General features: G+C 67.5%; 22 protein-coding genes and 2 pseudogenes. 9 read left to right on the top strand and 15 right to left on the bottom strand.

Going from position 1 to position 25,836, the window contains the following annotated elements; genetic code table 11:
- Positions 1-4 precede the first annotated feature (4 nt).
- Both CK620_RS03195 and CK620_RS03190 read right to left on the bottom strand, forming a co-directional pair.
- Positions 5-1,063, bottom strand: a complete 1,059-nt coding sequence (locus tag CK620_RS03195; RefSeq protein WP_095549021.1) for a class I SAM-dependent methyltransferase — start codon at positions 1,061-1,063, stop codon at positions 5-7.
- 8 nt (positions 1,064-1,071) lie between these two features.
- Entirely contained in the window at positions 1,072-3,069 is a 1,998-nt protein-coding gene (locus CK620_RS03190) for a TonB-dependent receptor (RefSeq protein ID WP_095549020.1), read from the bottom strand.
- 166 nt (positions 3,070-3,235) lie between these two features.
- Here CK620_RS03190 and CK620_RS03185 point away from each other — a divergent pair, with 166 nt between their 5' ends.
- Entirely contained in the window at positions 3,236-4,285 is a 1,050-nt protein-coding gene (locus CK620_RS03185) for an AraC family transcriptional regulator (protein ID WP_095549019.1), read from the top strand.
- Here the strand turns inward: CK620_RS03185 and CK620_RS03180 are convergent.
- Together CK620_RS03180 and CK620_RS03175 are read right to left on the bottom strand one after the other, a co-directional pair.
- Positions 4,219-5,457: a hypothetical protein gene (locus CK620_RS03180; protein ID WP_095549018.1), complete on the bottom strand. Its 1,239-nt coding sequence runs from the start codon at positions 5,455-5,457 to the stop codon at positions 4,219-4,221. The two genes, CK620_RS03185 and CK620_RS03180, sit on opposite strands and share 67 nt — an antisense overlap.
- Before the next feature lie 162 nt (positions 5,458-5,619).
- Positions 5,620-6,399 carry an IclR family transcriptional regulator gene (locus tag CK620_RS03175; protein ID WP_095549130.1) on the bottom strand — a complete coding sequence of 260 codons (780 nt, stop codon included), beginning with the start codon at positions 6,397-6,399 and terminating at the stop codon, positions 5,620-5,622.
- Between the two features lie 213 nt (positions 6,400-6,612).
- On the opposite strand from CK620_RS03175, the gene CK620_RS03170 reads away from it, so the two are divergent.
- Positions 6,613-8,076, top strand: coding sequence for an AlbA family DNA-binding domain-containing protein (locus tag CK620_RS03170; RefSeq protein WP_095549017.1), 1,464 nt, complete (start codon positions 6,613-6,615; stop codon positions 8,074-8,076).
- A complete protein-coding gene (locus CK620_RS03165; protein WP_095549129.1) occupies positions 8,069-8,608 on the top strand; it encodes an HIT family protein in 540 nt (179 codons plus the stop codon). Before CK620_RS03170 ends, CK620_RS03165 begins: the two co-directional genes overlap by 8 nt.
- Positions 8,609-8,711: 103 nt before the next feature.
- Here the strand turns inward: CK620_RS03165 and CK620_RS03160 are convergent, their stop codons facing one another.
- Positions 8,712-12,899, bottom strand: coding sequence for a non-ribosomal peptide synthetase (locus CK620_RS03160; protein ID WP_095549016.1), 4,188 nt, complete (start codon positions 12,897-12,899; stop codon positions 8,712-8,714).
- A 12-nt stretch (positions 12,900-12,911) separates the two neighbouring features.
- Positions 12,912-13,163 (bottom strand): phosphopantetheine-binding protein, encoded by a 252-nt coding sequence (locus tag CK620_RS03155; protein WP_095543507.1) that lies wholly within the window; start codon positions 13,161-13,163, stop codon positions 12,912-12,914.
- Between the two features lie 180 nt (positions 13,164-13,343).
- On the opposite strand from CK620_RS03155, the gene CK620_RS03150 reads away from it, so the two are divergent.
- The 4 genes and pseudogenes from CK620_RS03150 (at position 13,344) to CK620_RS03135 (ending at position 16,174) form a co-directional block, all read left to right on the top strand.
- On the top strand, positions 13,344-13,844 hold the full coding sequence (locus tag CK620_RS03150; protein ID WP_095549015.1) for a flavodoxin domain-containing protein: 501 nt from the start codon (positions 13,344-13,346) through the stop codon (positions 13,842-13,844).
- Between the two features lie 192 nt (positions 13,845-14,036).
- Positions 14,037-14,389: pseudogene (locus CK620_RS03145) on the top strand (putative DNA modification/repair radical SAM protein); the annotation flags it as partial.
- A 271-nt stretch (positions 14,390-14,660) separates the two neighbouring features.
- Positions 14,661-15,566, top strand: a pseudogene (locus CK620_RS03140) (putative DNA modification/repair radical SAM protein); the annotation flags it as partial.
- Positions 15,563-16,174 carry a DUF4130 domain-containing protein gene (locus tag CK620_RS03135; RefSeq protein WP_095549014.1) on the top strand — a complete coding sequence of 204 codons (612 nt, stop codon included), beginning with the start codon at positions 15,563-15,565 and terminating at the stop codon, positions 16,172-16,174. The pseudogene CK620_RS03140 and the gene CK620_RS03135, both read left to right, overlap by 4 nt.
- 72 nt (positions 16,175-16,246) lie before the next feature.
- Here CK620_RS03135 and CK620_RS03130 read toward each other — a convergent pair whose 3' ends face one another.
- From CK620_RS03130 to CK620_RS03105, 6 genes are all read right to left on the bottom strand, one after another.
- Positions 16,247-16,798: an NUDIX hydrolase gene (locus CK620_RS03130; protein WP_095549013.1), complete on the bottom strand. Its 552-nt coding sequence runs from the start codon at positions 16,796-16,798 to the stop codon at positions 16,247-16,249.
- A gap of 8 nt (positions 16,799-16,806) precedes the next feature.
- The gene (locus CK620_RS03125) at positions 16,807-17,505 is read right to left on the bottom strand and encodes a fumarylacetoacetate hydrolase family protein (protein WP_095549012.1); all 699 of its coding nucleotides are present in this window, start codon (positions 17,503-17,505) and stop codon (positions 16,807-16,809) included.
- 32 nt (positions 17,506-17,537) lie between these two features.
- The gene (locus CK620_RS03120; RefSeq protein WP_095538699.1) at positions 17,538-18,188 is read right to left on the bottom strand and encodes a glutathione S-transferase family protein; all 651 of its coding nucleotides are present in this window, start codon (positions 18,186-18,188) and stop codon (positions 17,538-17,540) included.
- Positions 18,189-18,246: 58 nt separating this feature from the next.
- Complete coding sequence (gene ugpE / locus CK620_RS03115) at positions 18,247-19,098, bottom strand: sn-glycerol-3-phosphate ABC transporter permease UgpE (RefSeq protein ID WP_095543526.1); 852 nt, start codon at positions 19,096-19,098, stop codon at positions 18,247-18,249.
- Positions 19,099-19,108: 10 nt separating this feature from the next.
- Entirely contained in the window at positions 19,109-19,990 is an 882-nt protein-coding gene (gene ugpA / locus CK620_RS03110) for a sn-glycerol-3-phosphate ABC transporter permease UgpA (protein ID WP_095543514.1), read from the bottom strand.
- A gap of 103 nt (positions 19,991-20,093) precedes the next feature.
- Positions 20,094-20,543, bottom strand: coding sequence for a CBS domain-containing protein (locus CK620_RS03105; RefSeq protein WP_095539047.1), 450 nt, complete (start codon positions 20,541-20,543; stop codon positions 20,094-20,096).
- A gap of 217 nt (positions 20,544-20,760) precedes the next feature.
- On the opposite strand from CK620_RS03105, the gene CK620_RS03100 reads away from it, so the two are divergent.
- Positions 20,761-22,062: an O-acetylhomoserine aminocarboxypropyltransferase gene (locus CK620_RS03100; protein WP_095549011.1), complete on the top strand. Its 1,302-nt coding sequence runs from the start codon at positions 20,761-20,763 to the stop codon at positions 22,060-22,062.
- 27 nt (positions 22,063-22,089) lie between these two features.
- Positions 22,090-22,914, top strand: a complete 825-nt coding sequence (locus tag CK620_RS03095) for an alpha/beta fold hydrolase (protein ID WP_095549010.1) — start codon at positions 22,090-22,092, stop codon at positions 22,912-22,914.
- Positions 22,915-22,974: 60 nt separating this feature from the next.
- On the opposite strand, the gene CK620_RS03090 is transcribed toward CK620_RS03095, so the two are convergent.
- From CK620_RS03090 to CK620_RS03080, 3 genes are all read right to left on the bottom strand, one after another.
- On the bottom strand, positions 22,975-23,706 hold the full coding sequence (locus tag CK620_RS03090; protein ID WP_095549009.1) for an arginyltransferase: 732 nt from the start codon (positions 23,704-23,706) through the stop codon (positions 22,975-22,977).
- Positions 23,707-23,728: 22 nt separating this feature from the next.
- Complete coding sequence (gene aat, locus CK620_RS03085; protein ID WP_095549008.1) at positions 23,729-24,481, bottom strand: leucyl/phenylalanyl-tRNA--protein transferase; 753 nt, start codon at positions 24,479-24,481, stop codon at positions 23,729-23,731.
- Positions 24,482-24,543: 62 nt separating this feature from the next.
- A complete protein-coding gene (locus CK620_RS03080) occupies positions 24,544-25,815 on the bottom strand; it encodes a TRAP transporter large permease (protein WP_095543519.1) in 1,272 nt (423 codons plus the stop codon).
- Positions 25,816-25,836: the final 21 nt, after the last annotated feature.

Here is a 25,836-nt window from a genome sequence, read left to right as displayed (position 1 = left end):
GATTTCAGCTCAGAGGGGCGCGGCCTGCATGTACCCAGACCGGGGCCATGGGCAAGGCAGCCAGGCCCAGGGTTTGGATGTCCGTCAGGCCTGCCTGCGCCATCAGGCGGGGGATTTCGCCTTCCTGCGGCAGGTATTGGCCGCGCAGGGCCAGGGGGCCGTAAAAGGGCAGGGTTTGGGCCGCCAGTTCGGCGTGGCGGGTCTGTTCGGCATGGGCCAGCAGCAACAGGCCACCGGGCCGGAGTGCGGCGCGGGCCTGACGCAGCAGCGCCAAGGGATCGCGCAGAAAGTGCAGCAGGGCCGAGCACCAGATCAGGCCGTAGCCCTCTTCCCCCGCCAACGCGGGAAAGTCCTCATTCAGATCACAGGCTTGGGCGCGCAGCCGGGTGGCGAGGCCCGCGGCCTGAATGTTGTCCTGTGCCACGGTCACCGCTTCGGCCTGGTCGCACACCGTGCCCTGCCAGCCGGGCAGGCGCTGCGCCAGGGCGATGGCAACCCAGCCCGGCCCGCCGCCCAGGTCGAGAAAGTGGCCGCGCCCGGGCAGCGCGGGCAGGGTGTCGAGCAAGGCCAGGGCGGCCGGCGCGGTGATGGCCTGCTGCTCTTGCGCGATGTGCTGGCGCGCGGCTTCGCCCCAGGTGGTCAAGGGCGCGGGCGCGGCAGCGGGGGCGTTGCCGCCGTGGCGCAGCAGCGCAGGCCATTGCGCGGCGAACTGGCGCAGAAAGCGCATGCGAAACAACCAGGCCTGGGCGATGTTCTCGCCGCTGCCCTCGGTCAGCCAGCGCTGCGCCTGGGGCGATGCCACGTACAGCGGCGCGCCAGGCTGGGCGGCGCGCTCGTGCCGGGCCAGCCAGCCCATGCTCCACAAAAGCTCCAGCCACAAGGCAGTGGCCTTGGGGGCCAGCGCCAGGCGCTGGGCCACGGCATCGGCTGGCAGGGGCTGGCGCAGCAGGGGCAGCAGGCCCAGCTCCAGCGCCTGCTCCAGTGCGTTGGCCTGCATGGGGGCGGCGGCCATGGCCCACAGCGATGGCAAGGGGTTGTTGTGCAAAGGGGCATGCCAGGACATCGCGCGCCTCAATGCTGCCAGCTCAGGCGCAGGCCGATTTCGCGCGGCGGGCTGTAGACGGTGACAAAGCCGTTCTGATAGCCCACGGCGTCGTAGGCGGTGTTGCCGGCATTGCGCACATGGGCGCTGATCTCCCACGGGCCGCGCTGGTAGCCGGCAGCCAGGTTGAGCAGCACGTGGCCACGGCGCTGGTGGCGGTTGGCGGCATCCAGATAGACCTTGCTGCTGCCCGTCAGGCCGGCTTGGGCGTACCAGCCCTGCGGCGCGTCGTAGCGCAGGCTGGCATGGCCGCTCAGGCGCGGCGCAAAGGGATTGCGCCGGCCGCTGTAGTCGGCTGCGCCATCGACGAAGCGCGCAAAGCGCGTGCGGTTGGCGGCCAGCCCGGCCTTGAGTTGCCAGCCCCCGCCGAGCAAATAGTCCAGATCCCACTCCAGCCCCTGGGAGCGCGCGCTGGCGGCATTGGTCAGGTACATGAAGCCCGGCCTGGGCATTTGCATCACCTGCATGTCGCCGATGCGCATGTGGTAGAGCGCCAGTGTGTAGCGCAGGCGCTTGTCCAGCGCCCAGCCCTTGAGGCCAGTTTCGTAGGACCAGCTCGTCTCCGGCGCGAAGGGCGCGTGGTCGGTGGCCACCGACAAGGCATTGAAGCCGCCGCTGCGCACGCCCCGGCTGACGCTGGCATACCACTGCTGCTGTGGCCGCAGTTGGTATTGCAGCGCCAGTTTGGGCGAGAGGTGGCGCCAAGACTGCTGCCGCGCCGCCTGGCCCTGCGGCGTGATGCGGGCGCGCTGCTGCTCGATGCGTGCGCCAGCGGCCAGGCTCCAGCGCTCGCTCAAAGGCAGGCTCCAGTGCGTGAACCAGGCCAGCGTGCGCTTGTTCATCTGCGAGCGCGGCTGGTCGAGCTGGCCCATGCGCTGGCTGCGGTAGTGCAGGCGGTGGCGGTCTTGCGCAAGGTAGAGGCCGCCCAGCCATTGGGCCTGGCCCAGCTGGCCTTCCAGCCGCAATTCCTGCGAGAGCGTGCGCAGCCGGTTGTCGCGGCCGACGTGCAGTGCATCGGCCGGGCCGAAGTCCGTGTCCTGCTGCGTGTGGTCGGAAAAACGGCTCCAGGCCGTGATGGCATGCCAGCGCAGGCCCGCGCGCCCATCGTGCGTGGCGTGCAGCGACAGCGATTGCCCGCCTGAGCGGTTCCAGCCGGGCGTGCCCGAGGCCACCTGCGCGCGCGGCTGGCGCGGGCTGCCCCAGCGGTTGGCGCCGTCGTCGTAGTCCTGTCGCGCGTAGCGCAGCACGGCCTCGGTGTGGGCCGTGGGCGTCCAGCGCAGGCCCAGCTTCAGCTGGCTGTTTTGGCGTGCGTCGTCCCGCCCGCCCGTGTGCTGGTTGCGGATGAAGCCCTGCTGGCGCATGGCGCTGGCGGCGATGCTGGCGTAAAGCTGGCCCTCGACCACAGGCCGGCTGAGCGCGAACTGCGCGCGCCGCAAATTGCGGCTGCCCAGCTCGGCGGCCACGCGGGTGCGCGGCGTGCCATCGATGGGTTGGCTGTGGATGGCGATCACCCCGGCCTGGGCGTTGGCCCCGTACAGCGTCGATTGCGGGCCGCGCAGCACTTCGATGCGCGCCACATCCAGCAGCGCGTCCTCAAAGCCCTGCGCCGTGGGCGTGGGCACGCCATCGACCAGGAGCAGCGCCGAGGTGGCAAAGCTGTTGAAGTTGGCCGTCAGCCCGCGCAGCACTGGCGCATTCAGGCCCGCCTGGCCAAAGGGCTGGAAGGACAGGCCCGGCGCACGCCCTTCGAGCTGGCTCAGGCTGTGCAGGTTGTCGGCCTGCACGTCCAGCGCATCGAGCACGGCCACGCTGGCGGGCGTTTGCTCCAGCGCCTGCGGCGTTTTGTCGGCGGTGACGATGATGGCGGGCAACTGCGCCGGGGCAGCCGCGCCCTGGGCCAGGGCTGTGGCAGGCAAGGCCAGCGCCAGCGGCAGGGCGCTGGGCCAGCGGGAAAAACGGGTTCTCATGTCGTGCTCCGAAAGGCGTTTTTGTGCCTGGGCACTGTAAATTTTTTGTGAGAATTGCTCTCATTCAAAACATAGGCATTCCGGAGCAAGACATAGGCAATCCGGACTGTCAGGCTCCCGCGTGCCAAGGCTCAGGCACCCAAAGCCACAAGCCAAGGACGACGCCATGCCAGAACCCGCCGCAACCGCCAGCGCCGCAAGGCCCATCGAAGACAACGCCATCACCAGCCCAGACGGCGCGGCCAGGGCGCGCGGCTGGCAGCGCCAGGCGCTGCCGCCACAGGCGGGCGAGTGCTACAGCGAGTTCCTGCCCGTGGCCGATGGGCTGACGCTGGCCTATTCGCACTACGCGCCCCGCCGCGATCTGGTGCAGCGCAGCGAGCAATCCCACGCCGGGCGCGTGCTGATCTTGACGCTGGGCCTGCAAGGGCATTCCTTCACCCTCGATGGCGCAGGCCAGCGCTTTGACTTCGCCAGCGGGCACAGCACCATCAGCGCCTTTGCCCACGTGCAGGGGCAAAGGCATTTCCCCGCCGGGCAGACCACCCGCCAGTTGCGCCTGCTGGTGCAGGAGCGCGCCTTGCACCAGTACGGCCTGCAAGCCGCGCTGGCCGATATGGCGCAGGCCGAGCAGGCGCGGCTGCTGTTCTTTGGCCGCAGCGATGGCGCGGCCCAGCATCTGGCCCAGCGCCTGCTGCACCTGCGCGCGCAAAGCCGCGCATCCCTGGGGGTGAATTCGACCATGCCCGCGCCCAGCCCCTTGCAGTGGCACATCGCCAGCCTCAGCCTGCTGGCCGAGCTGCTGCGGCATCTGCCAAGCGGCGCAGCAGCCACGGCCAATGCCACGGCCCCTGCGCGCCGTTTGCGCGGCAGTGAGCAAGACCGCCTGCTGCGCGCCCGCGAGCTGCTGATGCAGCAGTATGCCCAGCCGCTGAGCATCGGCTACCTGTGCACGGCCGTGGGTTTGAGCGAATGCCAGCTCAAGCGGGGCTTTCGGGCGCTGTTTGGCACCAGCGCCTACCGCATGCTGACCGCCATCCGCATGGAAAAAGCCCGGGAGCTGCTGGAGCAGGGGCTGTACGTCTCCACCGTCGCCTACCGCGTGGGCTACCAGCATCCCTCCAGCTTCAGCGCCGCCTTTGAGCGCTACTACGGCATGCCGCCCAAGGCCGTGGCGCGCACGCGCGGCTCCAGCAGCGCCGCGCCTTTGCGGTAGCGCAGATTGCCGCTGGCGCCCAGGATGCGCGCCGGCGCGTGCAGCAGGGTCTGGAAGAAGCTGGCCGCATCGGCAAAGCGCCGGTGGCCGGCGAGGGCGTCCGTCTCCGACAGCAGCACGCAGCCGGCCAGCGGCCCTTGCGTGGGCAGGATCCAGTATTCGCGCTCCATGCCGCACTGGGCAAAGCACACGGCGCTGTGCAGCCAGTCGGGTAGCGCATCTGGCTGCTCGGGCCAGCCGTGCTGGCGCGCCGCTTGCAGCATGTGGGCCTGTTGCTGGGGCCATTGCTCAATGGCAAAGAGCTCCAGCCCGACGGTATCGCCGTGGCAGAACAGGCGCGCGCCGTTGTGGCTGGCGTAGGCGGCCAGCAGACTGCTCAGAGGCGCGCCCCACAGGGCTTGGTAGAACTCCAGCAAATCCGGCTCGGGCGCGGGCTGGCTGTGGTGTTGCATGGGTAGCCAGCTGCTGGCGCCATCGGCCAATGCCTGCAGCGCCAGGCCTTGGTGCGCTTCGATGATGGCGTGCAGGGCTGGCGGCTGGCCGGGGCCATCGCCCTGCAGCCTCTGCGGGTGGGGTGGCGTTTGCAGCTGGGGGGCGTGGGCATCCGCGCCGCCAGTGGCGAGCGTAGCGTGGGCGCTGGCAGTGATGGCGGCGGGCCAGGGCAGCTGGGCCAATTCATCGCGCAGCAGGTGCGCCACGGTGTGGGCAAAGGCTTCGCCATGCAGGTCGATGGCGGCGTCGGTGCCGGCCCAGTCCTGGCCGTCGAAATGTTCCTGCTCGGTGGCCTGGGTGCTGAAGTGCAGGTCTTCGTGGCCGAGTTGGCTGAAGGTGATGGTCAGTGGCGGCTGGGCCTGGCCTTGCAGTGCCTGGCTGAGGATGTCGGCCAGCATCTCCTGCCCGGCCAGCGCGGCCAGGGCCTGGATGCGCTGCAGCGCTGCGCGCTCGTGCGCCAGCCAGAGGGCGATGGACTGCCTGCCCAGGCAAAAGCGCAGCAAATCCCACCAGCCCTGCCAGGCCGGCTGCAGCGGCCCCTGGGCCTGCTGCGCCTGCAGCTGCTGGTGCAGCTGGTCGAGCAGCCAGAAGGGGCTTTTGTGCGCGGCCTGCCGGGCCAGCTGTTCGAGCAGCGGCTCGCCGACCGGCGTGGCAGGGCTTGAGGTGGGCGTGGGCGTCATGGCTCAGAACCTGTGCGAGATCTCGGGGCGAGTGGGCAAGAAATGGTTTGGGATGGGCCGCAAGGCGCAGAGTACAGCGGCTATGGCGAGGCTTTGCAACGCAAGCAGATCGCCCCGATCCGCGCGCTTGCCCGCCGTGCAGGGGTTTTGACGGGCGCTGACTCAGTGGCCGGGCTGGCCCAGCGCAGCGGAGATTTTGCTGGCCGTGGTCTGCAGCCTGGGCACCCAGCTTTCTTCCAGTCGGCCGCTGGGCGCGGAGATGGACAGGCCGGCCACCAGCTTGCCCTGGTCATCGTAGATGCCCGCAGCAATGCAGTTCACGCCCAGCTCCAGCTCCTCGCGGTCTTGCGCCAGACCGCTTTGGCGCACGCGGTGCAGCTCGCGCTCGAGCACGTCCAGCTTGGTGATGCTGTTGCGCGTATTGCCTGCCAGGCCGGTGCGTGCAGCGTAGGCGCGCACCCAGTGCGGCTCCTGCGCGGCCAGGAACAGCTTGCCGGTAGATGTCAGGTGCAGCGGCGCATGGCCGCCAATGGCGCGCACCACCTGCATGCCCGAGCGCTCGCTGAAAGCGCGCTCGATGTAGACGATCTCATCGCCCTGGTGGATGGACAGGTTGATGGCCTGCTGCGTGCTGCGGTGCAGCTCGCGCATCAGCGGCAAGGCCACGTCGCGCACGCTCAGCCGCGCCTTGACCAGATTGCCCAGCTCCAGCAGGCGCAGCCCCAGGCGGTAGCTGCCGGCCTCGGGCCGCTCCACCAGCCGCCCGATGACCAGATCGTTGAGGATGCGGTGCGCGGTCGAAGGGTGCAGCCCAGTGGCCTCGCTGATCTCTTTCAGGGAGATGGCCTGGGCGTGGCTGGCCAGAAAATCCAGGATGGCGTACATGCGCTCGAAGACCTGGATGCTGGGCGTTTGCCGTGGGGGTGTGTCGTGAAGGCGCATGGCAGAAAGTGGCGTGGCGGCAGGCACCTGCTCAAAAAACAATGCTCGGTGTGAAATGGGCAATCTTAGAGCCTGTGAAGCGCATCCAATCAGGCCAATCCATTACAGTCTGCCTCCAGCACAGCATCCAAGGCCTGAAATACAGATGAACTTCCCCAGATCTTTCGCGATGTTGAAACCTCGGGCTGAAGGCCAAGGGCGAGGACAACGGGCATGAGCACGGCCATTGAGCAACTCCTGCTGCAGCCTGAAGGCAAGACACTGGAGTTCAAGCGCGACCTGAGCTCACCGCGCAATGCGCTCAAGACACTGGTGGCATTCGCCAATTCGGCCGGTGGGCGTTTGGTGATTGGGGTGGATGACGCGCGCCAGGTGACTGGTGTGGCCGAGCCGCTCGATGAGGAAGAGCGGATCTGCAATCTGATTGCAGACTCGATCGCTCCGCGTCTGGTGCCCCAGGTGGAGCTGGCCAGCATTGACGGGCGAACGGTGCTGGTGGTCGAGGTCTTTCCCAGCAACTCTCGTCCGCATTATTTGAAGTCACTGGGCCCGCAGCAGGGTGTGTATGTGCGGCTGGGCTCCAGCAGCCGCCAGGCGGGGCCAGAGCTGGTGGCTGAGTTGGGCCGAGCTGCGCAAGGCGTTGTATTCGACGAGTTGCCCATGCCCGAGTTGGGCCCGCAGGATCTGGATCTGCAAGCGGCGCAGCGCTGGTTCGGGCCTCGTCGCATATTGGATGAGAAGGCGTTGACGACGCTCAAGCTGCTGCGCCACGAGCAAGGCCGACTGGTGCCCACGCAAGGGGCAGTGCTGTTGTTCGGCAAAACACGTGCGCAGTACTTCCCCGATGCCTGGGTGCAGTGTGGTCGCTTTCGAGGCCGCGACAAGGTGGAAATTTTCGATCAAACGGAGATCCACGAACACTTGCCCGATGCGGTGACGGCGATCGAGCTGTTTCTGAAAAAACATGCCTTCAAGAGCGCCCAGTTCGGGGCCATGCGCCGCAAGGACGTTTGGAGCATCCCGCTGGGCATGTTGCGCGAGGCCATCGTCAACGCGCTCGTGCACAGCGACTACTCCCAGCGGGGCACGCCCATCCGTGTGGCGTTCTTCGACGACCGCATCGACATCGAAAGTCCGGGCCTGCTGCTGCCGGGCATGACGGTGGAGGACATGAAAAACGGCGTCTCCCGGATTCGCAACCCAGTCATTGCCCGCGTGTTCCGTGAGTTGCAGCTGATCGAGCAATGGGGCAGTGGTGTGCGCCGCATCTTTGCCGATGCCGCCGAACAGGGCCTGCCCGAACCCGTCATCACCGAGATCGCAACGGGGCTGCGTCTGAGCATTTACCTGCGAGAGCCTATGCAGATCGATCGCCAGGGCCCAGAGCCCCTGGGGGCCCAGTCAGAGGCCCAGTCAGAGGCCCAGTCAGATAGGGTATTGCAGTTGCTGACTGCCGGCCCCTCATCTGCCAATGCCTTGGCTCTGGGACTGGGCCTGAAGACCAAGACCGGGGCGCTCAAACGCACGATCAAGGCTTTGGTCGAGCAGGGCCTGATCGCCTACACGGTGCCGAACAAGCCCGACAGCCGCCTGCAGCAGTACCGTTTGACCGAAGCAGGCCGGAAAGCCTTGGCACGCCTGACCCCTGCCGCTTCATTGAAAGATGACCATGCGTGATACCCGAGAGTCCCGAGAGCCTGCTTCCCCTTGCCCTGGGGGCCTTGAGCCGCAACTGCTGCAGCTGCCGCCGCCCGGCGAGCGCGCGCCCGGTTGCGCGCTGTGCCAGGAAGGCGGCGGGCGCGTGGTGTTTGCCCATCCCCTGCTGCGCCTGGTGCACGCCCAGGAGCCGGGGCTGGAGGCCTTCTACCGCATCATCTGGACGGCGCACGTGCGCGAATGGAGCGAGCTGCCCGTGCCGCAGCAGTGGCTGTGCATGCAGGCCGTGGCGGCGGTGGAGCGGGCCATGCGCGAGGTGATTGCGCCGCACAAGGTGAACCTGGCCTCGCTGGGCAATGTGGTGCCGCACCTGCACTGGCACATCATTGCCCGCTATGAGTGGGATGGGCATTTCCCCGCGCCGGTCTGGGCGCCGGCGCACACCGCGCCGCAGGATCTGCCGCCGCAGCGCCTGCAATGGCTGCGCGAGCGCCGCCCGGCGCTCGAGGCGGCCATGTGCGCCGGCCTGCAGGCGGTGTTGCTGCGCAGTTGAAAGTCTGTGCCGGACCAGCAGTGCTTGCCGCATGCGCTGCAGACCGCCCGATCCGCTTCATTGCCCGCTGGGCAGCGATTTGGGAACTGGCCGTCGGCAGCTTTCAGGGCGAGAACAGCTGCGGCGCGATGGCGGCCGTGGCCTCGGGGCCGGTGAGCTCGGCGTGCAAAAAAGGCACTTGCAACGTGCGCAGCTGCGCGGCGTAGGGGGCCCAGAGCTGGGCCTGCAGATGCGGCTTGTGCTGGTGGTCGCGCCCGGCGCGCACATGGGTGAGCAGGCCCTCGTAGCGGCGGTGGTGGTGCTGGCGGATGAGGCGGTTGGTGTCGGTGACTACGCGCACCACGCCGGCCAGCGCGGCATCGGGCAGGTGGCCCAGGGCGGTGTCGCCCTGGCGCAAAAAGGCAATGACTTTGTCCTGGGTGTCCAGCTCGGGGTGGCCTTCGGGGTCGTAGCCGGCCACGGCCAGCAGGGCGCGCAAGGCCTGAATGGGGCTGGGCTCGGGCTCGGCGCGCCAGGCATCGGCAGGGTAGGCGTCCAAGAGCGCCAGCAGGCCGACGCTGCCGCCGTTGGCCTGCACGTGCACGGCCATGGCTTGGGCGATGATGCCGCCCACCGACCAGCCCAGCAGGTGCAGCGGCCCCTGGGGCTGGATCTGGCGCGCGCGCTGCACGTACTGCGCGGCCAGTGCGTCGATGCTGTGCGGCAGCGGTTGATCGGGCGCCAGCGCGGGCGATTGCAGCGCATAGACGGCGCGTGGCCGGGCCTGGGCCGGCATGCCCGGCGTGCGTTGCGGGTGCGCCAGGGCGCGCGCCAGGTGCCGATAGCCCCAGCCGATGCCGCCAGCGGGGTGGATGACGAACAATGGCGCGGCATCGCTGCCCAGGCTGCCGCTGGGCTGGGCCTGCTGGGGCGCAGCGGCTGCGGTGGCTGCGGCGGTTGCGGCGGCTTCAGCCGTCTCGGCGGCGTTGGGCGTGGCCAGGGCGATCAGCGGCGCCAGGCCGTCGTCGAAGGACACGCGCTCGTCGTCGATCAGCGCCGCCAGACCTTGCACGCTGGGCTGGGCGAAGACGCCGCCCAGCCCCGGGTTGCGCTGCCAGTGCTGTTGCACAGCCAGCAGCAGCTGCACGGCGCTCAGAGAATCGCCGCCCAGGCTGAAGAAGTCGCTGTCGGCGCCGATGTGCGCCAGCGGTTGCTGCAGGACCTCGGCAAATATCTGGGCCAGCTGGCGCTGCGTGGCCGTTTGCAGCGGCTGCGGCGCAGCCCCCTGGCCAGGGCGGCCAAAGTCTGGCGCGGGCAGGGCGCGGCGGTCGAGCTTGCCGTTGGCCGTGACGGGCCAGCGTTGCAGCGCCACGGCGGTGCTCGGCACCATGTAGTCGGGCAGTTGGCTGGCCACGCAGCGCAGCAGCGCGGCGCTGTTCAGTGGGCTGTGCTCGGCCTTGGGCTGCACGTAGGCCACGAGTTTTTTATCGCCGCGCTCGTCCGTGTGGACGATGACGCTGGCGCGTTCGAGCATGCCGCTGCGCAGCAGGGTGGCGTCGATCTCGCCCAGTTCGATGCGCAGGCCGCGCAACTTGATTTGCTGGTCGCTGCGGCCCAGGTATTCGAGCGCGCCGTCGGCGCGCCAGCGCGCCAGATCGCCGCTTTTGTAGATGCGCTGGCCAGGGCGGTGCGGGTCAGGCACAAAGGCTGCGCTTGTGAGGTCCTCGCGCCCCAGATAGCCGCGCGCCAGTTGCACGCCGCCCAGGTAGAGATCGCCGGCCACGCCCGGCGGCAGTGGGCGCAGTTGGGCGTCGAGCACGTACAGCCAGGTGTTCCAGACCGGGCGGCCAATGGGCACGGGCTGGGCGTGGTCGTCCGGCCCGGCGTCCCAGTAGCTCACGTCCACGGCGGCCTCGGTGGGGCCGTAGAGGTTGTGCAGCTGGCTGTGCAGCGTGGCGTGCAGGCGCTGGCGCAGCGAAGCGGGCAGCTCTTCGCCGCTGGTGAAGATGCGCCGCATCTGGATGCCGCGCGCTTGCGGCTCGGCCAGAAAGGCCGCCAGCATGGAGGGCACGAAGTGGCAGGTGCCGATGCGCTGCTGGCGGATGATGCGCGCCAGCCAGGCCGGGTCGCGGTGCGTCTCTGGCGGGGCGATCACCAGCGTGCCGCCGCACAGCAGCGGCAGGAAGAACTCCCAGACGGAGACATCGAAGGTCGCCGGGGTTTTTTGCAGGATGCGGTCGCTGGCGTCGAAGCCGTAGTGCTGGCGCATCCATTCCAGCCGGTTGACGATGGCCTGGTGCTCGATCATCACGCCCTTGGGCTCGCCGGTGGAGCCGGAGGTGTAGATCACGTAGGCCAGGTGCTGGGGCTGGGGCGCGGGCAGCGGCTGGGCTGCATCGGGCTCGGCCGGCGCAGTGGGCCAGGCCGCTGGCGGCAGGCAAGGCAGCCCGGCGGGCAGCCGCGCGGCATCGGCCTGTTGCGCCAAGGCGCAGATGGGGCGGGCCAATTGCACGATGCGCGCCAGCCGCTCGCTGGGGTGTTGTAAATCCAGCGGCAGATACGCGCCGCCGGCGCGCAGCACGGCCACCAGGGCGATGAGCAGCTCCAGCGAGCGCGGCAGCGCCACGGCCACCAGGGCGTCGGGCCCCACGCCCTGGGCAACCAGCGCCTGGGCCAGGGCGCTGGTGCGCGCATCCAGCTCGGCGTAGCTCAGGCTTTGGCCTTCGTACTCCAAGGCCGTGGCCTGGGGGCTGCGCTGCATTTGCGCTTCGATCAACGCAGCCAGCGTGGTTTGCGGCACCGGGTGCGCGGTGGCGTTGAAGTCGAACAGGCAGCGCTGGGCCTCGGCCTGGCTGGCCAGGCGCAGCTCGCCCAGGGTATTGGCCAGCCACGCCTGAGCGATGAACTCGGGCAGGCGCAGCAAGTGGGCCTGCAATTGTTCTGGCGTGTAGAGATTGGGGTTGGCCTCCAGCTCCAGCTCCAGCATCTGGCGGGCATCGCCGCGAAAGCCGATGGTCAGATCGTCGATGGGGCCGGTGCCCAGGATTTCCAGCTCCGTCTGCAGGCCTGGCAGGCGCACGGGCTGGTAAAAGGGTTGGACGTTGATCAGCGCGCCATACAAGCGGCGCTGCCCGCCCAGCAGACCCAGGTCGCGGCGCAGCTGCTCGCTGCGGTAGCGGCCATGGCGGCGCGCCTGCAGTTGCGCGCGGGCCATGGTCTGCAGCCAGGGGGCCATGGCCTGCTCGTCGCTGGCGGCCACGGGCAGCGGCAGCACGTTCATCACCATGGCCGGCACGCGGGCGCTGGCGCTGCCCAGCCGCCCCATGAAGGGGATGCCCACCACGGTTTGCGCGGCTGCAGCCATGCGCTGGCAGTACAGCGCCGCCAATGCCGTGAGCACATCGGGCCAGGGGATGGCCTGCTGCTGGGCAAAGGCCAGCAGGGCCTCGCGCCAGGCCTGCGGCAGTGCGATGCTCAGGCGCAGGCAGTGGTGCGCGGCCTGGGCCTTGGCGTGCGGCTGGGCCGAGAGGCTGGCCACCTCGATCGCGGGTGTGAACAGCTCGCGCCAATAGGCTGCATCGGCCTGGCAGGTGCTACTGGCCGGATAGGCAAGGGCCTCGTCGATGACGGGCTGCAGCGGCCCCAGCGGGCGCTGCGAGGAGGCACCCGCTGTCGCATCCGCATCCGGCAGGGCTTGCCGGGCCTCCAGAGCGGCGCTGTACAGCGCAGTGACGCGGCCTTCCCACAGCGCCATGCCATAGCCGTCGCACAACAGGTGGTGGGCGCGCTGGTACCAGCAGTAACGTCCGGGGCCGAGTACGAACAGGCACTGGCGCGCCAGTCGGTCGCGCGTGGGATCGAGCGGGCGGGCCATGTCGGCTTGCATGGCCTCTTGTGCGACCTGCTTGGTCTGCTCTGCGTGCTCTGCGTGCTCTGCGTGCTCTGCGTGCTCTGCGTGCTCTGCGCACTGGCTGGAGTCTGGCTGGGACTTTGGACAGGTTCTCAGGTCAATGATTTCCAGCTCGGGCACGTGCGCCGCATCCAGCCACTGCTGCACGCCCTGGCCATCTGCGCGCAGGCCAAAGCGCAGGCACAGCGCCTGGGCCTCGCGCGCGGCCTGGTTGGCCGCCTCTGCAAAGGCCGCTACGTCCAGCGAGCCTTGCAGCCACAGTGCATGGCCGGTGTTGAAGCTGGGGTTGCCAGGGTCGAGCTGCTGGGCATACCACAGCCCGGTTTGGGCGGGCGTCAGCGGCCAGGGACCACTGGATGCAATGTCGGCTTGCGCCGCATCGGAAGACGTCTGGGCGGACATGGCGCGGGGGCTTCAGTGGCCCATTTGCGCCAGGCGCTGCTGTACCACTTGCCACCAGCCGCGCAGCGTGGTGTGTTCGGCGATCTCGGAGAAATCCAGGCCAATGCCGGTTTCGTTCCAGGCCAGCAACAGGTTGAGCACGCGCATGGAGTCCAGGCCCCAGTCAATCAGGTTGTCGTCCAGCGCGATGGCGTCTGGGCTTTCGTGCAGCATGCGGGCAATGTCGGCGCGCATGCGCTCCAGGGTGAGCAGTTCTTGGGGCATGGGAGAGGTAACAAGGCCTGTGCAGCGCTTGCCAGGCCGAAAACAAGGGACAATCCGCGATTGTGCCAGAGCCTGGGGAATGAAAATCGTTCTTGAAGCCTGCCCACTGGCACAGACGCTTGCCTCTGCCCTAGCCCCGCACAGCATCCACAGGCTTTGCACGACACACATACACGATCTATGAAACTCACCATCCTCGTAGGCACGGTCAGCGACACGGCCTGGTACGTGGCCCAGGCCGTGGAGCAGGCCCTGCGCAGTACGGCCGCCCCTGGCCAGGCGCTGGAGATCGAGCTGCTGCTGGCCGACGCGCAATGCACGGGCGAGCTGCTGGAGCAAATCAGCGCCCAAGGGCTGCTGCTGGTGTGCACCTCCACCCACGGCAGTGGCGAGGTGCCGGAGAACCTGCAGCCGCTGTACGCCGATCTGGACATGCGGCCACGCTACCTGGGGGCCTTGCGCTATGGCGTCATCGCGCTGGGCGATCAGTTTTACGGCGAGACCTTTGCCGCAGGCGGGCGTCTGTTTGATGCCCGCCTGCAGGACCTGGGCGCGCAGCGCATCGGCCAGCTGCTGGTGCTCGACGCCAGCGACCCGGCCGACCCCGAAGAACAGGCCGCCGCCTGGGCGCCGGGCTGGCTGCAGCAGGCCCGTGAGGCCTTTGGGGATGGTTTGGCTTGAGGAGCTTGGGGCAAATCCGCAGAGGCACACGGCGCTGCAGTTCGTGCGCTTAGAGCGTGTTGTTGAGATGAGGTTGGCGAAGCGGTTTTGTGAGGCAAAAGTCGCAAATGCAAGGCGAAACGCAGCAGTTACGGTTTTTTGACCAAAAACACCGCCGCAACACTAAATTTCAACAAGTCCTAACATCCCCGCATGGAGACCATCAAAAAAATCGCCATCCTTGCCGATGCGGCCAAATACGACGCCTCCTGCGCATCCAGTGGGGCAGGCAAGCGCAATTCGGCCAAAAGCGGTGGCATTGGCAGCACCGAGGGCATGGGCATCTGCCACAGCTACACGCCGGACGGGCGCTGCGTGTCGTTGCTCAAGCTGCTGCTGACCAATTTTTGCATCTACGACTGCGCCTACTGCGTCAACCGCATTTCCAGCATGTGCCCAGGGCGCGTTTTGCCATCGACGAGCTGGTGAAGCTGACGCTGGATTTCTACAAGCGCAACTACATCGAAGGGCTGTTTCTCTCCAGCGGCATCATCCGCTCGGGCGATTAGGGCCTGTTCACCCTATGAAAGGAGATCGCGTTGGGGCCTGTAGGGGCCGAGCACAAGGCGGCAACCGCAACAAGGCTGGATGCCTTGCGAGGATTGCCAACGCCGTGGTCGGCCCCTACAGACCCCAACCCTTGGGGAAGGCATGAAAAATCCCCCCGCTCGGCGTTGCCCGTCTTGAGCGTATCGACATACGCCCTGCGACGTGCGCCTTGATCGGAGCGATTTTTCATGCCTTCGCGACTCCTTGCATAAGGTGAACAGGCCCTGCACCATGGAGCAGATGATCGAGGTGGCGCGGCGGCTGCGCGAGCAGCATCGTTTTGCCGGCTACATCCATCTCAAGACCATCCCTGGATGCAGCGATGCGTTGCTGGCCGAGGCGGGCCGCTATGCCGATCGCCTCAGCGTCAACATTGAGTTGCCCACGGAGGCTGGCTTGGCTGAGCTGGCGCCGGAGAAAACCCATGCCGGCATCCACGAGGCCATGGGTGCCGTGAAGTGGCGCATCGACGAGGCGCGCGAGGCGCGCTCGCCCAAAGTGCGGGCCATGGCGGGCCGCCCGGCCGGGGTGCGCGCGCCGCGTTTTGCCCCCGGCGGGCAGAGCACGCAGATGATCGTGGGCGCCGATGCGGCCAACGATGCGCAGATCCTGCGCACCAGCGCACGGCTGTATGGCGATTACCACCTGCGCCGGGTGTATTACTCGGCCTTCAGCCCCATCCCGGATGCCTCGCGCCGCCTGCCAGCCAAGGCTCCGCCCTTGCTGCGCGAGCACCGCCTGTACCAGGCCGATTGGCTGCTGCGCTTTTACCAGTACGAGGTCGAGGAAATCGCCGATGCCCGCAGCGATGGCATGCTCGATCTGGACATCGACCCCAAGCTGGCCTGGGCGCTGCGCCATCCCGAGCGCTTTCCGGTCGATCTGAACCGCGCGCCCAAGGAGATGCTGCTGCGTGTGCCTGGCCTGGGCGTGCGCAATGTGCAGCGCATCATCGCCAGCCGCCGCAGTGGCGCCTTGCGGCTGGCCGACATCGCACGTCTGCGTGCGCCGATGAAGAAAATGCTGCCCTTCATCCTGCTGCCCGACCACCACCCGCAACGCCAGCTCGATGATCCGGCCGCACTGCGGCAGTGGCTCACGCCCAAGCCACGGCAGGGGGATTTGTTCGCATGAGCCACTGGCAGGCACGGGTGGCGCTGCCATGGTCGCTCGAGGCCTGGCGCGACCAGGCCCGCCAGGCCTGGTGCGCGGCCATTGCGCCCGAGGCGCTGGACTGGCTGGCCGGCGATGAACGCACTTTGATCGCCGCTGCGGCAGTGGCCCAAGCGCCTGTGCAGCGGCCTGCGCCCCATGTGCCCAAGAATTTCCTGGCGCTGGCCATGCAGGCGCTGTGCCACCGCGAGCCGCAGCGCTTTGCCCTGCTGTACCGGCTGCTGTGGCGGCTGGCCTCGGGCGAGCGTGGGTTGCTCGACAGAGTGACCGACCCGGATGTGCATCACGCCATGCGCCTGGCGCAGGCCGTGCGCCGCGATACGCACAAGATGAAAGCCTTCGTGCGCTTTCGCGAGCTGCCTGGGCAGACCTATTACGCACACATCTTCAACCCCGCGCGCCTGAACCCGCGCATGATGCGCCAGGAGATGCCGCAGAAGTACTGGCATTTGCTGCCCGAGGCGCAGCTCTTGCCCCAGCTGATGGGCGAGGCCGGCGCGCGGGTGCAGGCCATGACCGAGCGCGAATGGCAGCCGCCCAAGCGCCGCATTGGCAAGCCGCCAGCCTGATGGATGCCCTGCACGAATCGCCGCGCCCAGTGCATCTGCAGGCTCGGGCGGTTGAGCGCTGCAAGGCGCGGGCTATTCGATCACCAGGTCGTGCAGGCTGAAGCGGCCGGCCTGGCGGTCGGCGAAGAAGCGCTGCAGGGTCAGGCGCGTGGTGTGGAAGGCCAGCTCGTCCCAGGGGATTTCGTCTTCGGCGAACAGCTGCGCTTGCTGGGTTTCCGGGCCGGGGGCGACTTCGGGCCCGTGCATGCTGGCCTGGTAGAACAGGTGTACCTGCCCCACGCGTGGCACGCTGATGATGGAAAACAGTGGGCCCAGCGCGACTTCAATACCCGCTTCCTCGCGGGTTTCGCGCGCCGCGCCCTGGGCGGTGGTTTCGTCCAGCTCCATGAAGCCGGCCGGCAGCGTCCACTTGCCACGGCGCGGCTCGATATTGCGCAGGCACAGCAACACCTTGCCCTGCCAGACGGGGATGGTGCCGACCACGTTCAGCGGATTCAGGTAGTGGATGGTGTGGCACGCCGGGCAGACGGCGCGCACCCGGGTGTCGCCATCGTCGGGCACGCGGTGCTCTACAGGCTGGCCGCAGGCGCGGCAGAAGCGGATCAGGTGGCGCGGTGTCGTCATGGCGGTATTTAAAGCACCATCACGCGCAGCTCGGGCAGGCCGGCGATGCGCGCCTGCATCTGCTGGCCAGGCAGCACGGGGCCGACGCCGGCGGGCGTGCCGGTGAAGATCAGGTCGCCCGGTTGCAGCTCCCAGGCCTTGGAGAGGGTGGCGATGACTTCGGCCACGCTCCAGATCAGCTCGGCGGTGTTGCCGCTTTGGCGCAGCTGGCCGTCCACGTCCAGTTCGATGCTGGCCTGCTCGATGGCGCCGACCTGGGCCTTGGGCACGATGGGGCCGATGGGCGCGCTGTGCTCGAAGCCCTTGGCGATGGACCAGGCGCGGCCGGCTTTTTTCTGCTGCGCCTGCAGGTCGCGGCGCGTCATGTCCAGGCCCACGGCGTAGCCCCAGACGTGCTCCAGCGCCTGGGCCACGGGGATGTCGCTCCCGCCGCGGTGCAGGGCGGCGACCAGCTCGACCTCGTGGTGCAGGTCTTCGGTCAGGCTGGGGTAGGGCATCTGGCCCACCAGGCCGCCTTCGGGCACGCTGAGGATGGCATCGGCGGGCTTGAGGAAGAAGAACGGTGGCTCGCGGCCGCTGGCGCCCATCTCCTGGGCGTGCTTGGCGTAGTTCTGGCCTACGCAGTAGATGCGGTGCACGGGAAAGCGCTCGGCCTGGCCGAGGATGGCCACGCTGGGGGTGGCCGGGGCGGGGAAGAGAAAGCTCATGGTGGCTTTGGGGCAGGGCAGGGACGAAAGGCTCAAAGCAGCCGGGGCGTGCAGGCCTTGGCTTGGGCCAGGGCTTGCTGCACGGCCGGGCGGGCGCTCATGCGCGCGTAGTGGGCGGCGACTTTGGGAAATTCCTCGATGGCCACGTCGTCGCTGGGCAGCCAGCCGGTGACGGTGTAAAGGTAGGCATCGGCCACGCTGTAGTCCTGCCCCAGCGCCCAGTCGCTGCCCTCTGGCAGGTAGTGCGCCTCGATGTAGGCAAAGGCCTCGCGCATGTTCTGCGGCACCTTGGCGCGCATGCTGTCGTGGGCGGCGGCATCGTCGCTCCAGCGCGCGCCGCGTCGGCCGTGGGCGTGGGCCACGTGCACGGTGGAGGCCAGGTAGCTGTTGAACTCCTGCAGCCGGGCAAAGGCGAAGGCATCGCCCAGCGGCGCCAGACGCGCGGCGGGAAAGCGCTGCGCGATGTAGGCCAGCAGCGCCGGGGTTTCGGTCAGCAGGCCTTGCTCGGTTTGCAGCGCGGGCACGCGGCCTTTGGGGTTGAGGGCCAGATAGGCAGCGCTGCGCTGGGCTTGCTGGGTGAAGTCCAGTTGCACCAGCTCAAAGGGCGCGCCCGCCTCGAGCAAGGCGATGTGCGTGGCCTGAGCGCAGGTGCCAGGGGCGGAGTACAGGGTCAGGGTGCTCATGGGGGCTCCAGCAAGAATGGGGGGCGGCAAGGCCGTGGGCGCGCGTTATTTTTGCGCGTTATTTTTCCGTGTCCACCAGGCCTTTGACGAACCAGCGCTGCATCAGCACCACCACCAGCGCAGGCGGCAGCATGGCCAGAATGGCGGTGGCCATGACCACGTTCCACTGGTTGCCCGAATCGCCGCCAGCGATCATGCGCTTGATGCCAATGACCACGGGGTACATGTCTTCGGAGGTGGTCACCAGCAGGGGCCAGAGGTATTGGTTCCAACCGTAGATGAACTGGATCACGAACAGCGCGGCAATGCTGGTCTTGGACAGCGGCAGCAGCACGTCCTTGAAAAAGCGCATCGGCCCGGCGCCATCGACGCGCGCGGCTTCGACCAGCTCGTCGGGCACGGTCAGGAAGAACTGGCGGAACAGGAAGGTGGCCGTGGCCGAGGCAATCAGCGGGATGGTCAGGCCAGCGTAGCTGTTGAGCATGCCCAGGTCGGAGATGACCTGGTAGGTCGGGCCAATGCGCACTTCCACCGGCAGCATCAGCGTGACGAAGATCAGCCAGAAGAACAGCCCCTTGAGCGGGAAGCGGAAATACACGATGGCAAAGGCCGAGAGCAGCGAGATGGCGATCTTGCCCACGGCGATGACCATGGCGGTGACGAAGCTGATCCACATCATGCGCGCTACCGGCGCGGTCGAGCCTGCGCCCTCGCCGCCGCCGAGCAGGGCGGTTTTGTAGGTTTCCCAGAAGTTGCTGCCGGGCAGCAGCGGCATGGGGGCTTGCACGATGTCTTGCGCCGTGTGGGTGGAGGCGACGAAGGCCAGATACAGCGGAAAGCCCACCACGGCAATGCCCAGCAGCATCACTGCATGGGCCAGGATGGTCAGCATCGGGCGGCGTTCAACGATGGTCAACATATCAGTACTGCACTTTTTTCTCGACGTAGCGGAACTGGATCACGGTCAGCGCGATGACGATGACCATCAGCACCACCGATTGCGCAGCCGAGCTGCCCATGTCCAGCGCCTTGAAGCCGTCGTAATAGACCTTGTAGACCAGGATGGCGGTTTCGCGCCCGGGGCCGCCCTCTGTGGTGGCGTCGACAATGGCGAAGGTGTCAAAGAAGGCATAGACCACATTGATCACCAACAGGAAGAAGGTGGTGGGCGAGAGCAGCGGGAACTGCACGGACAGAAAACGCTTGAGCGGGCCGGCGCCGTCGATGGCGGCCGCTTCGAGCAACGATTTGGGGATGGCCTGCAGCCCGGCCAGGAAGAACAGGAAGTTGTAGGAGATTTGCTTCCAGACTGCGGCCATGACGATCAGCGCCATGGCGTGGTTGGCATTGAGCAGGTGGTTCCAGCGCATGCCGGCCTGCTCCAGCAGGTAGGCCACCACCCCCAGGCTGGGCGAGAACATGAACAGCCACAGCACGCCGGCCACGGCCGGCGCGACGGCGTAGGGCAGCAACAGCGCTGTTTTGTAAACCAGTGCGCCTTTGATGATGCGGTCGGCAAAAACGGCCAGCAGCAGCGACAGGCCGATGCCAGTGACGGCCACCAACACAGAAAACACCGCCGTGATGCGGAACGAGGCCAGGTAGTTCGAATCATTGAACAGGCGGCGGAAGTTCTCCAGCCCGACCCATTCGCGCGAGAAGCCAAAGGCGTCCTCCATCTGGAAGGACTGCACCAGCGCCTGCCCGGCAGGCCAGAAGAAAAAGATCAGAATCACCGCCATCTGCGGCGCCAGCAGGACCCAGGGCAACCAGGTCGAGCGGAACAAAACCCGTTTTTCCATGCGAAGCGATCAAACGTTCAAAAAAACCCGCGCTGCTCATGGCGCGGGTATGGGGCAAAAGGTGCTTGCCGCAGCGGGCAAGGCGTGTAGGCAATGCAGTCGATCAGGCGCTGGCGTCCTCCTCAGGCCAATCGCGGATATAGGCCTTGAGCAGCTTGTTCTCCAGGTTCTGGCTGTCGACCACGGTCTTGGCCACGTCGTAGAGGCTGATCACGCCCATCAGCATGCGGTTGTCGATCACCGGCATATAGCGCGCATGGCGATCAAGCATCATGCGCCGCACTTCGTCCAGTGAAGTCTGTTGCGTGCAGCTCATGGGCGACTCGTCCATGTGCGCGCGCACCGTCACCTTGTCCAGCGCGCCACGGTGTTGCACCATGGCCAGGATGACCTCCCGGAAGGTCAGAATGCCGACCACCTCGCCGTGCTCGACCACTACCAGGGAGCCGATGTCGCGCTCGGCCATGGTCTCGACGGCCACGCTCAAGGCTTCATCGGCGCGCACGGTGTACAGGGTATTGCCTTTGACTCTGAGAATATCGCTGACTTTCATGCGCGGGGTCTCCTGGGTTTTGTCGTGCTGGGCGCTGCGGCCTGCCAAGCTGCGGCATGGGCGACAACAAGCGCCCGGCCTGCGCCAATCAGGCGTGGAATATAGCCCACAATAGCGCCCTCGCAGCCCAAGGACCGCCCTTGGCGGGCGCTTCTGGTGCGCTGCCCGCAAACCTTCCTTTGAACAGGTTCTTAACCAATAACAGGAGACCAACCCCATGGCTGGCTACAGCGATCCCGGCTTTGACACCCTGGCATTGCATGCAGGCGCCGCGCCCGATGCGAGCACTGGCGCGCGCGCCGTGCCTCTGCACCTGAGCACCTCGTTCGTCTTTGAATCTTCCGAGCACGCGGCCTCGCTGTTCAACATGGAGCGCGCCGGCCACGTCTATTCGCGCATCAGCAACCCCACCACGGCAGTGCTGGAGCAGCGCATGGCCGCGCTCGAAGGCGGCGCGGGCGCCATCGCCACGGCCAGCGGCCAGGCCGCGCTGCACCTGGCCATTGCCACGCTGATGGGCGCGGGCGGGCACATCGTGGCCAGCAGCGCCATCTACGGCGGCTCGCAAAACCTGCTGAATTACACGCTGCGCCGTTTTGGCATCGAAACCACCTTCGTGCATCCGGGCGATCTGGACGCCTGGCGCGCCGCCATCCGCCCCAACACCCGGCTGCTGTTTGGCGAAACCGTGGGCAACCCCGGTCTGGACGTGTTGGACGTGCCCGCCGTGGCCGAGATCGCCCGCGCCGCGCGCCTGCCGCTGCTGGTGGATTCGACCTTCACCACGCCGTATCTGATGCAGCCGCTGGCGCTGGGGGCCGATCTGGTTTACCACTCGGCCACCAAATTCCTCTGCGGCCACGGCACCGTGGTGGGCGGCGTGATCGTCGATGGCGGCGCTTTCGATTGGGATGGCAGCGGCCTGTTCCCTGAGCTGACCCAGCCCTACGAGGGCTTTCACGGCATGGTCTTCAGCGAGGAGGCCACCGCCGGCGCCTTTTTGCTGCGCGCGCGCCGCGAGGGCCTGCGCGACTTTGGTGCGGCGCTCAGCCCGCACAGCGCCTGGACGATTCTGCAAGGCATCGAAACCCTGTCGCTGCGCATGCAGCGCCACATCGCCAACACGGAAAAGGTGGTGCAGTTCCTGGCCAGCCACCCCATGGTCGAGCGCGTGGGCCACCCGCTGCTGGAGAGCCACCCCAGCCATGCGCTGGCGCAAAAGCTGCTGCCCCGTGGCGTGGCCTCGGTGTTCAGCTTCGACCTCAAAGGCAGCCGCGCCCAGGGCAAGGCGTTCGTCGATGCGCTCAAAATCTTCAGCCACCTGGCCAACGTGGGCGATTGCCGCTCGCTGGTCATCCACCCGGCCAGCACCACCCACTTCCGCATGGACGATGCCGCCCTGGCCGGCGCGGGCATCGCCCAGGGCACCATCCGCCTGTCCATCGGGCTGGAGGAGGCCGATGACCTGATCGACGACCTCAAGCGCGCCCTGAAAGCGGCGGAGAAAGCCGCTGCATAAGAAAAACCAGGACAAGGAGCGATACAAATGCAGATTTCCCTCAATGGCCACCCGCTCTATGCCTACACCGGCGGCACGGCCCACAAGCCGGGCCAGCCTTGGCTGATCCTGATCCACGGCGTGCTCAATGACCACAGCGTCTGGGCGCTGCAAAGTCGCTGGTTTGCACACCACGGCTGGAACGTGCTGGCCATCGACCTGCCCGGCCATGGCCGCAGCGCCGCCAGCGAGGCGCCCGCCAGCGTACAGCAAGCCGCCGACGCCATCGCCGCCCTGGTGAAAACGCTGGACGATGCGCCACTGGCGCTGGCTGGGCACAGTTTTGGCTCGCTGATCGCGCTGCAGGCTGCGGCCCAGCTGGGCGCGCGGGTGAGCAAACTGCTGCTGCTGGGCACGGCCGCGCCCATGCGCGTCTCGTCCGCGCTGCTGGAGCTGTCGCAGAACGCGCCGGAGAAAGCCATGCACCTGGTCAACGTGTTCTCGCGCAGCACGCTGGCGCCGCCGCCCTCGGCGCTGGGGCCGGGCACCTGGCCCTACGGCATGGGCATGGCGCTGGGCCGCCGCGTGCTGCGCAGCAACCCGCGCGAGAACATCTTCCACAAAGGCTTCGTGGCCTGCGACAGCTACGAAGGAGGGCCTGAGGCCATGGCCCAGGTCAAGGCCCAGGTGCTGATCCTCAGCGGCAGCCAAGACCAGATGACCCCGGCGCGCGCGGCCAAGCCCTTGGTGCAGTCCGCGCAGCAAGCGGGCGTGGCGCTGCAAACGGCCAGCATCGACGTGGGCCACAACCTGATGACCGAGGCGCCAGAGGCCACGCTGCAGGCCATGCGCAGCTTTCTGCAAGCGCCCTGAACCGGCCGTTGGTGCGCGCTTTCGGGCGCGCAGGCGCTGCCGCACCAGCGCCTGCGCTCTTCATCGATCGACCTGCTGCCAGCGCCCAGCGATGAGCACTTCATGGGGCATAAAGCGCGCCTTGTAGGCCATCTTGGGGCAGGCGGCAATCCAATAGCCCAGGTAGAGATAGGGCAGGCCCAGCTGGCGCGCCCACTGGATTTGCCAGAGGATGGCCCAGGTGCCCAGGCCCTTGGCGCTGGCCGCGTCGTAGAAGGTGTAAACGGCGGAGATGCCGTGCCCGAGCAGATCGACCACGCTGACCATGCGCAGTTGCGGCGGCTCTTGCCCGGATGGATCGATGCTGGAGAACTCCAGCAAGCGCGTGTGTACGTGGCTGCGCAGCAGGAACTGCTCATAGTCCGCTGGGCTGTCGTGTTCCATCTGGCCGTCGCCGTGGCGCTGCTGCAGATAGCGCTGGTAGAGCGCGAAGTGCTCGGGCTGCAGCAGCGGCGGCATGACGCGCACCGACAGCTGGCGGTGCTGCTGCCAGGTGCGGCGCTGGCTGCGATTGGGGCGGAACTGCGCCACGGGGATGCGCAGCGTCTGGCAGGCCTGACAATGGTCGCAATGCGGGCGGTAGGTGAACAGGCCGCTGCGGCGAAAGCCCTGGGCGATCAACTGGTCGTACACCGGCGCGCCGACCAGCTCCCCCGGGCTGACGACCTGCGAGCGCGCCATCTGCCCAGGCAGATAGCTGCACGGGTAGGGTGCCGTGGCGTACAGCTGCAGGGCAGGGCGGCGCTGGTTCATCTGCTTCTAGGGCTTGTTCACGCTATGCAAGAAGATCGCGCTGGGGCCACTGCGGCAGCTGCGCCCAGAGCGCATCGCTGAACTGCCAGCGCGGCGCGGGCTGCTGCACCAGGGGCGCGAGCTGCTCAAGAAACTGCGCGCGGCGCATCTCGCGCGCGCCCAGCGAGGCCAGGTGGGCAGTGTTTTGCTGGCAGTCGATCATCGGCAGGCCGTGCGCGCGGCACATGGCCACCAGCGCGGCCAGGGCGATTTTCGAGGCATCGCTGCGCAGCGCGAACATGGATTCGCCAAACACCGCCTGGCCGATGTTGACGAAGTACAGCCCGCCGGCGAGCTCGCCGTCCAGCCAGGTCTCCACGCTGTGCACCAGCCCGGCCTGGTGCAGCCGCTCATAGGCCTGCTGCATCTGGGGCACGATCCAGGTGCCGCTCTGGCCGGGCCGCGCCACATTGGCGCAGCAGCGCAGCACCGTGCCAAAGGCGCTGTCCACACGCACTTGCAGGCACTGCGCGCGCAGCAGCCGGGCAATGCTTTTGCGCAGCGAGGTGTGCAGCCGAAAGTCCTGCACCTGCAGCACCATGCGCGGATCGGGCGACCACCACAGGATGGGCGGCGCGGAAAACCACGGGAAGATGCCCTGGCGGTAGGCGGCCTGCAGCGTCTGGGGCTGCAAATCCCCGCCCACGGCCAGCGGGCCCAGCTCCTCGCTGACCGAGCCATAGGCGGGGAAGGGATCGCCCGGCTGCAAAAAGGCAAAGGCTTGGCGCTGGGTCATAGAGAAAGAGGGCTGAACGGAATTGGGCAAGCGCCTGGGCCTGGCGGCGGGTGGCTCGGCGCTCAATAAGCCAGGTCGCGCAGCAGTAGCGACAGCTGTGGCACGTAGGTGATGATGGCCAGGCAGGCCAGCACCACGCCCACCAGCGGCAGCAGCGGACGCACGATCTGCTCCAGCGAGACGCGGGCGATGGCGCAGGCGGCAAACAGGTTCACGCCCATGGGCGGCGTGACCATGCCCAGCGCCAGGTTGACGATCATGATGATGCCGAAATGCACCGGATCGACGCCGAACTGCACTGCCACGGGCAGCAGCAGCGGCGCGAGCACGACGATGGAGGCCGAGGTCTCGATGAACATGCCGATCACGAACAGCGCCAGGTTGATGCCCAGCAGGAACAGGTATTTGCTTTCGAACAGGCCGCCCAGCCACTGGCCCAGCATGTCGGGCACGCCGGCGCGGTTGAGCAAGAAGCTGAACACGCCGGCGTTGGCGATGATGAACATGATCACGGCCGTGCCGGTGACGGCGCGGTGAAACACCGGCCCCAGCGCTCGCAGGCCGATGCTGCGGTAGACGAACAAGCTGAGCACCAGCGCATAGACCACGGCCACGACCGAGGCCTCCGTAGGGGTGAATACGCCGCCGTAGATGCCGCCAAGGATGATGGTGGGCATCAGCAGCGCCAGCCAGGCGCGGCGCAGCGCGGCCCAGACGGGCATGCTGCCTTGGCCGTCGTTGCGACCCAGGCCGGTGCGGCGGGCGTAGAACCAGGCGTAGGCAATCAGCGCCGCGCCCAGCAGCAGGCCGGGCAGGATGCCGGCGATGAAAACCTCGCCGGTGGAGGTTTCGGTGGAGACGGCGTACAGAATCATCGGCACCGAAGGCGGGATGATCACGCCCAGCTCGGCCGAGGTGGCCTGCAGCGAGGCGGCAAACGGCGCCGGGTAGCCATGGCGCACCAGCGCAGGAATCAGGATGCTGCCCACGGCAAAGGTGGTGGCGACGCTGGAGCCGGCCACGGCGGCAAAGATCATGCAGGTCAGCACGCAGGTGATGGCCATGCCGCCTTGCACGCGGCCCACCAGGCTTTTGGCGAAGTCCACCAGCCGCTGCGAGATGCCGCCGGCCTCCATCAGATTGCCAGCCAGGATGAAGAACGGGATGGCCATCAGCGGGAATTTGTCCAGCGCGGCAAAGATTTGCTGCGGCATGACCAGCCAATTGACCCCGGCGTAAGCAATGCCGGTGATGCTGGACAACCCAATGGCCACTGCCACCGGCAGGGACAGGGCAAAGAAAATCAGCATCGTGACGATCATCAACTGCGACATGGCGCGCTTTCGGGATTGGAG

This window comes from Vandammella animalimorsus (genome assembly GCF_002285285.1).
GTDB classification, from domain to species: Bacteria; Pseudomonadota; Gammaproteobacteria; order Burkholderiales; family Burkholderiaceae_C; genus Lampropedia; species Lampropedia animalimorsus.
The sequence above is the reverse complement of the archived record's forward strand: the minus strand, read 5'-3'. Positions and strand labels throughout refer to the sequence as shown.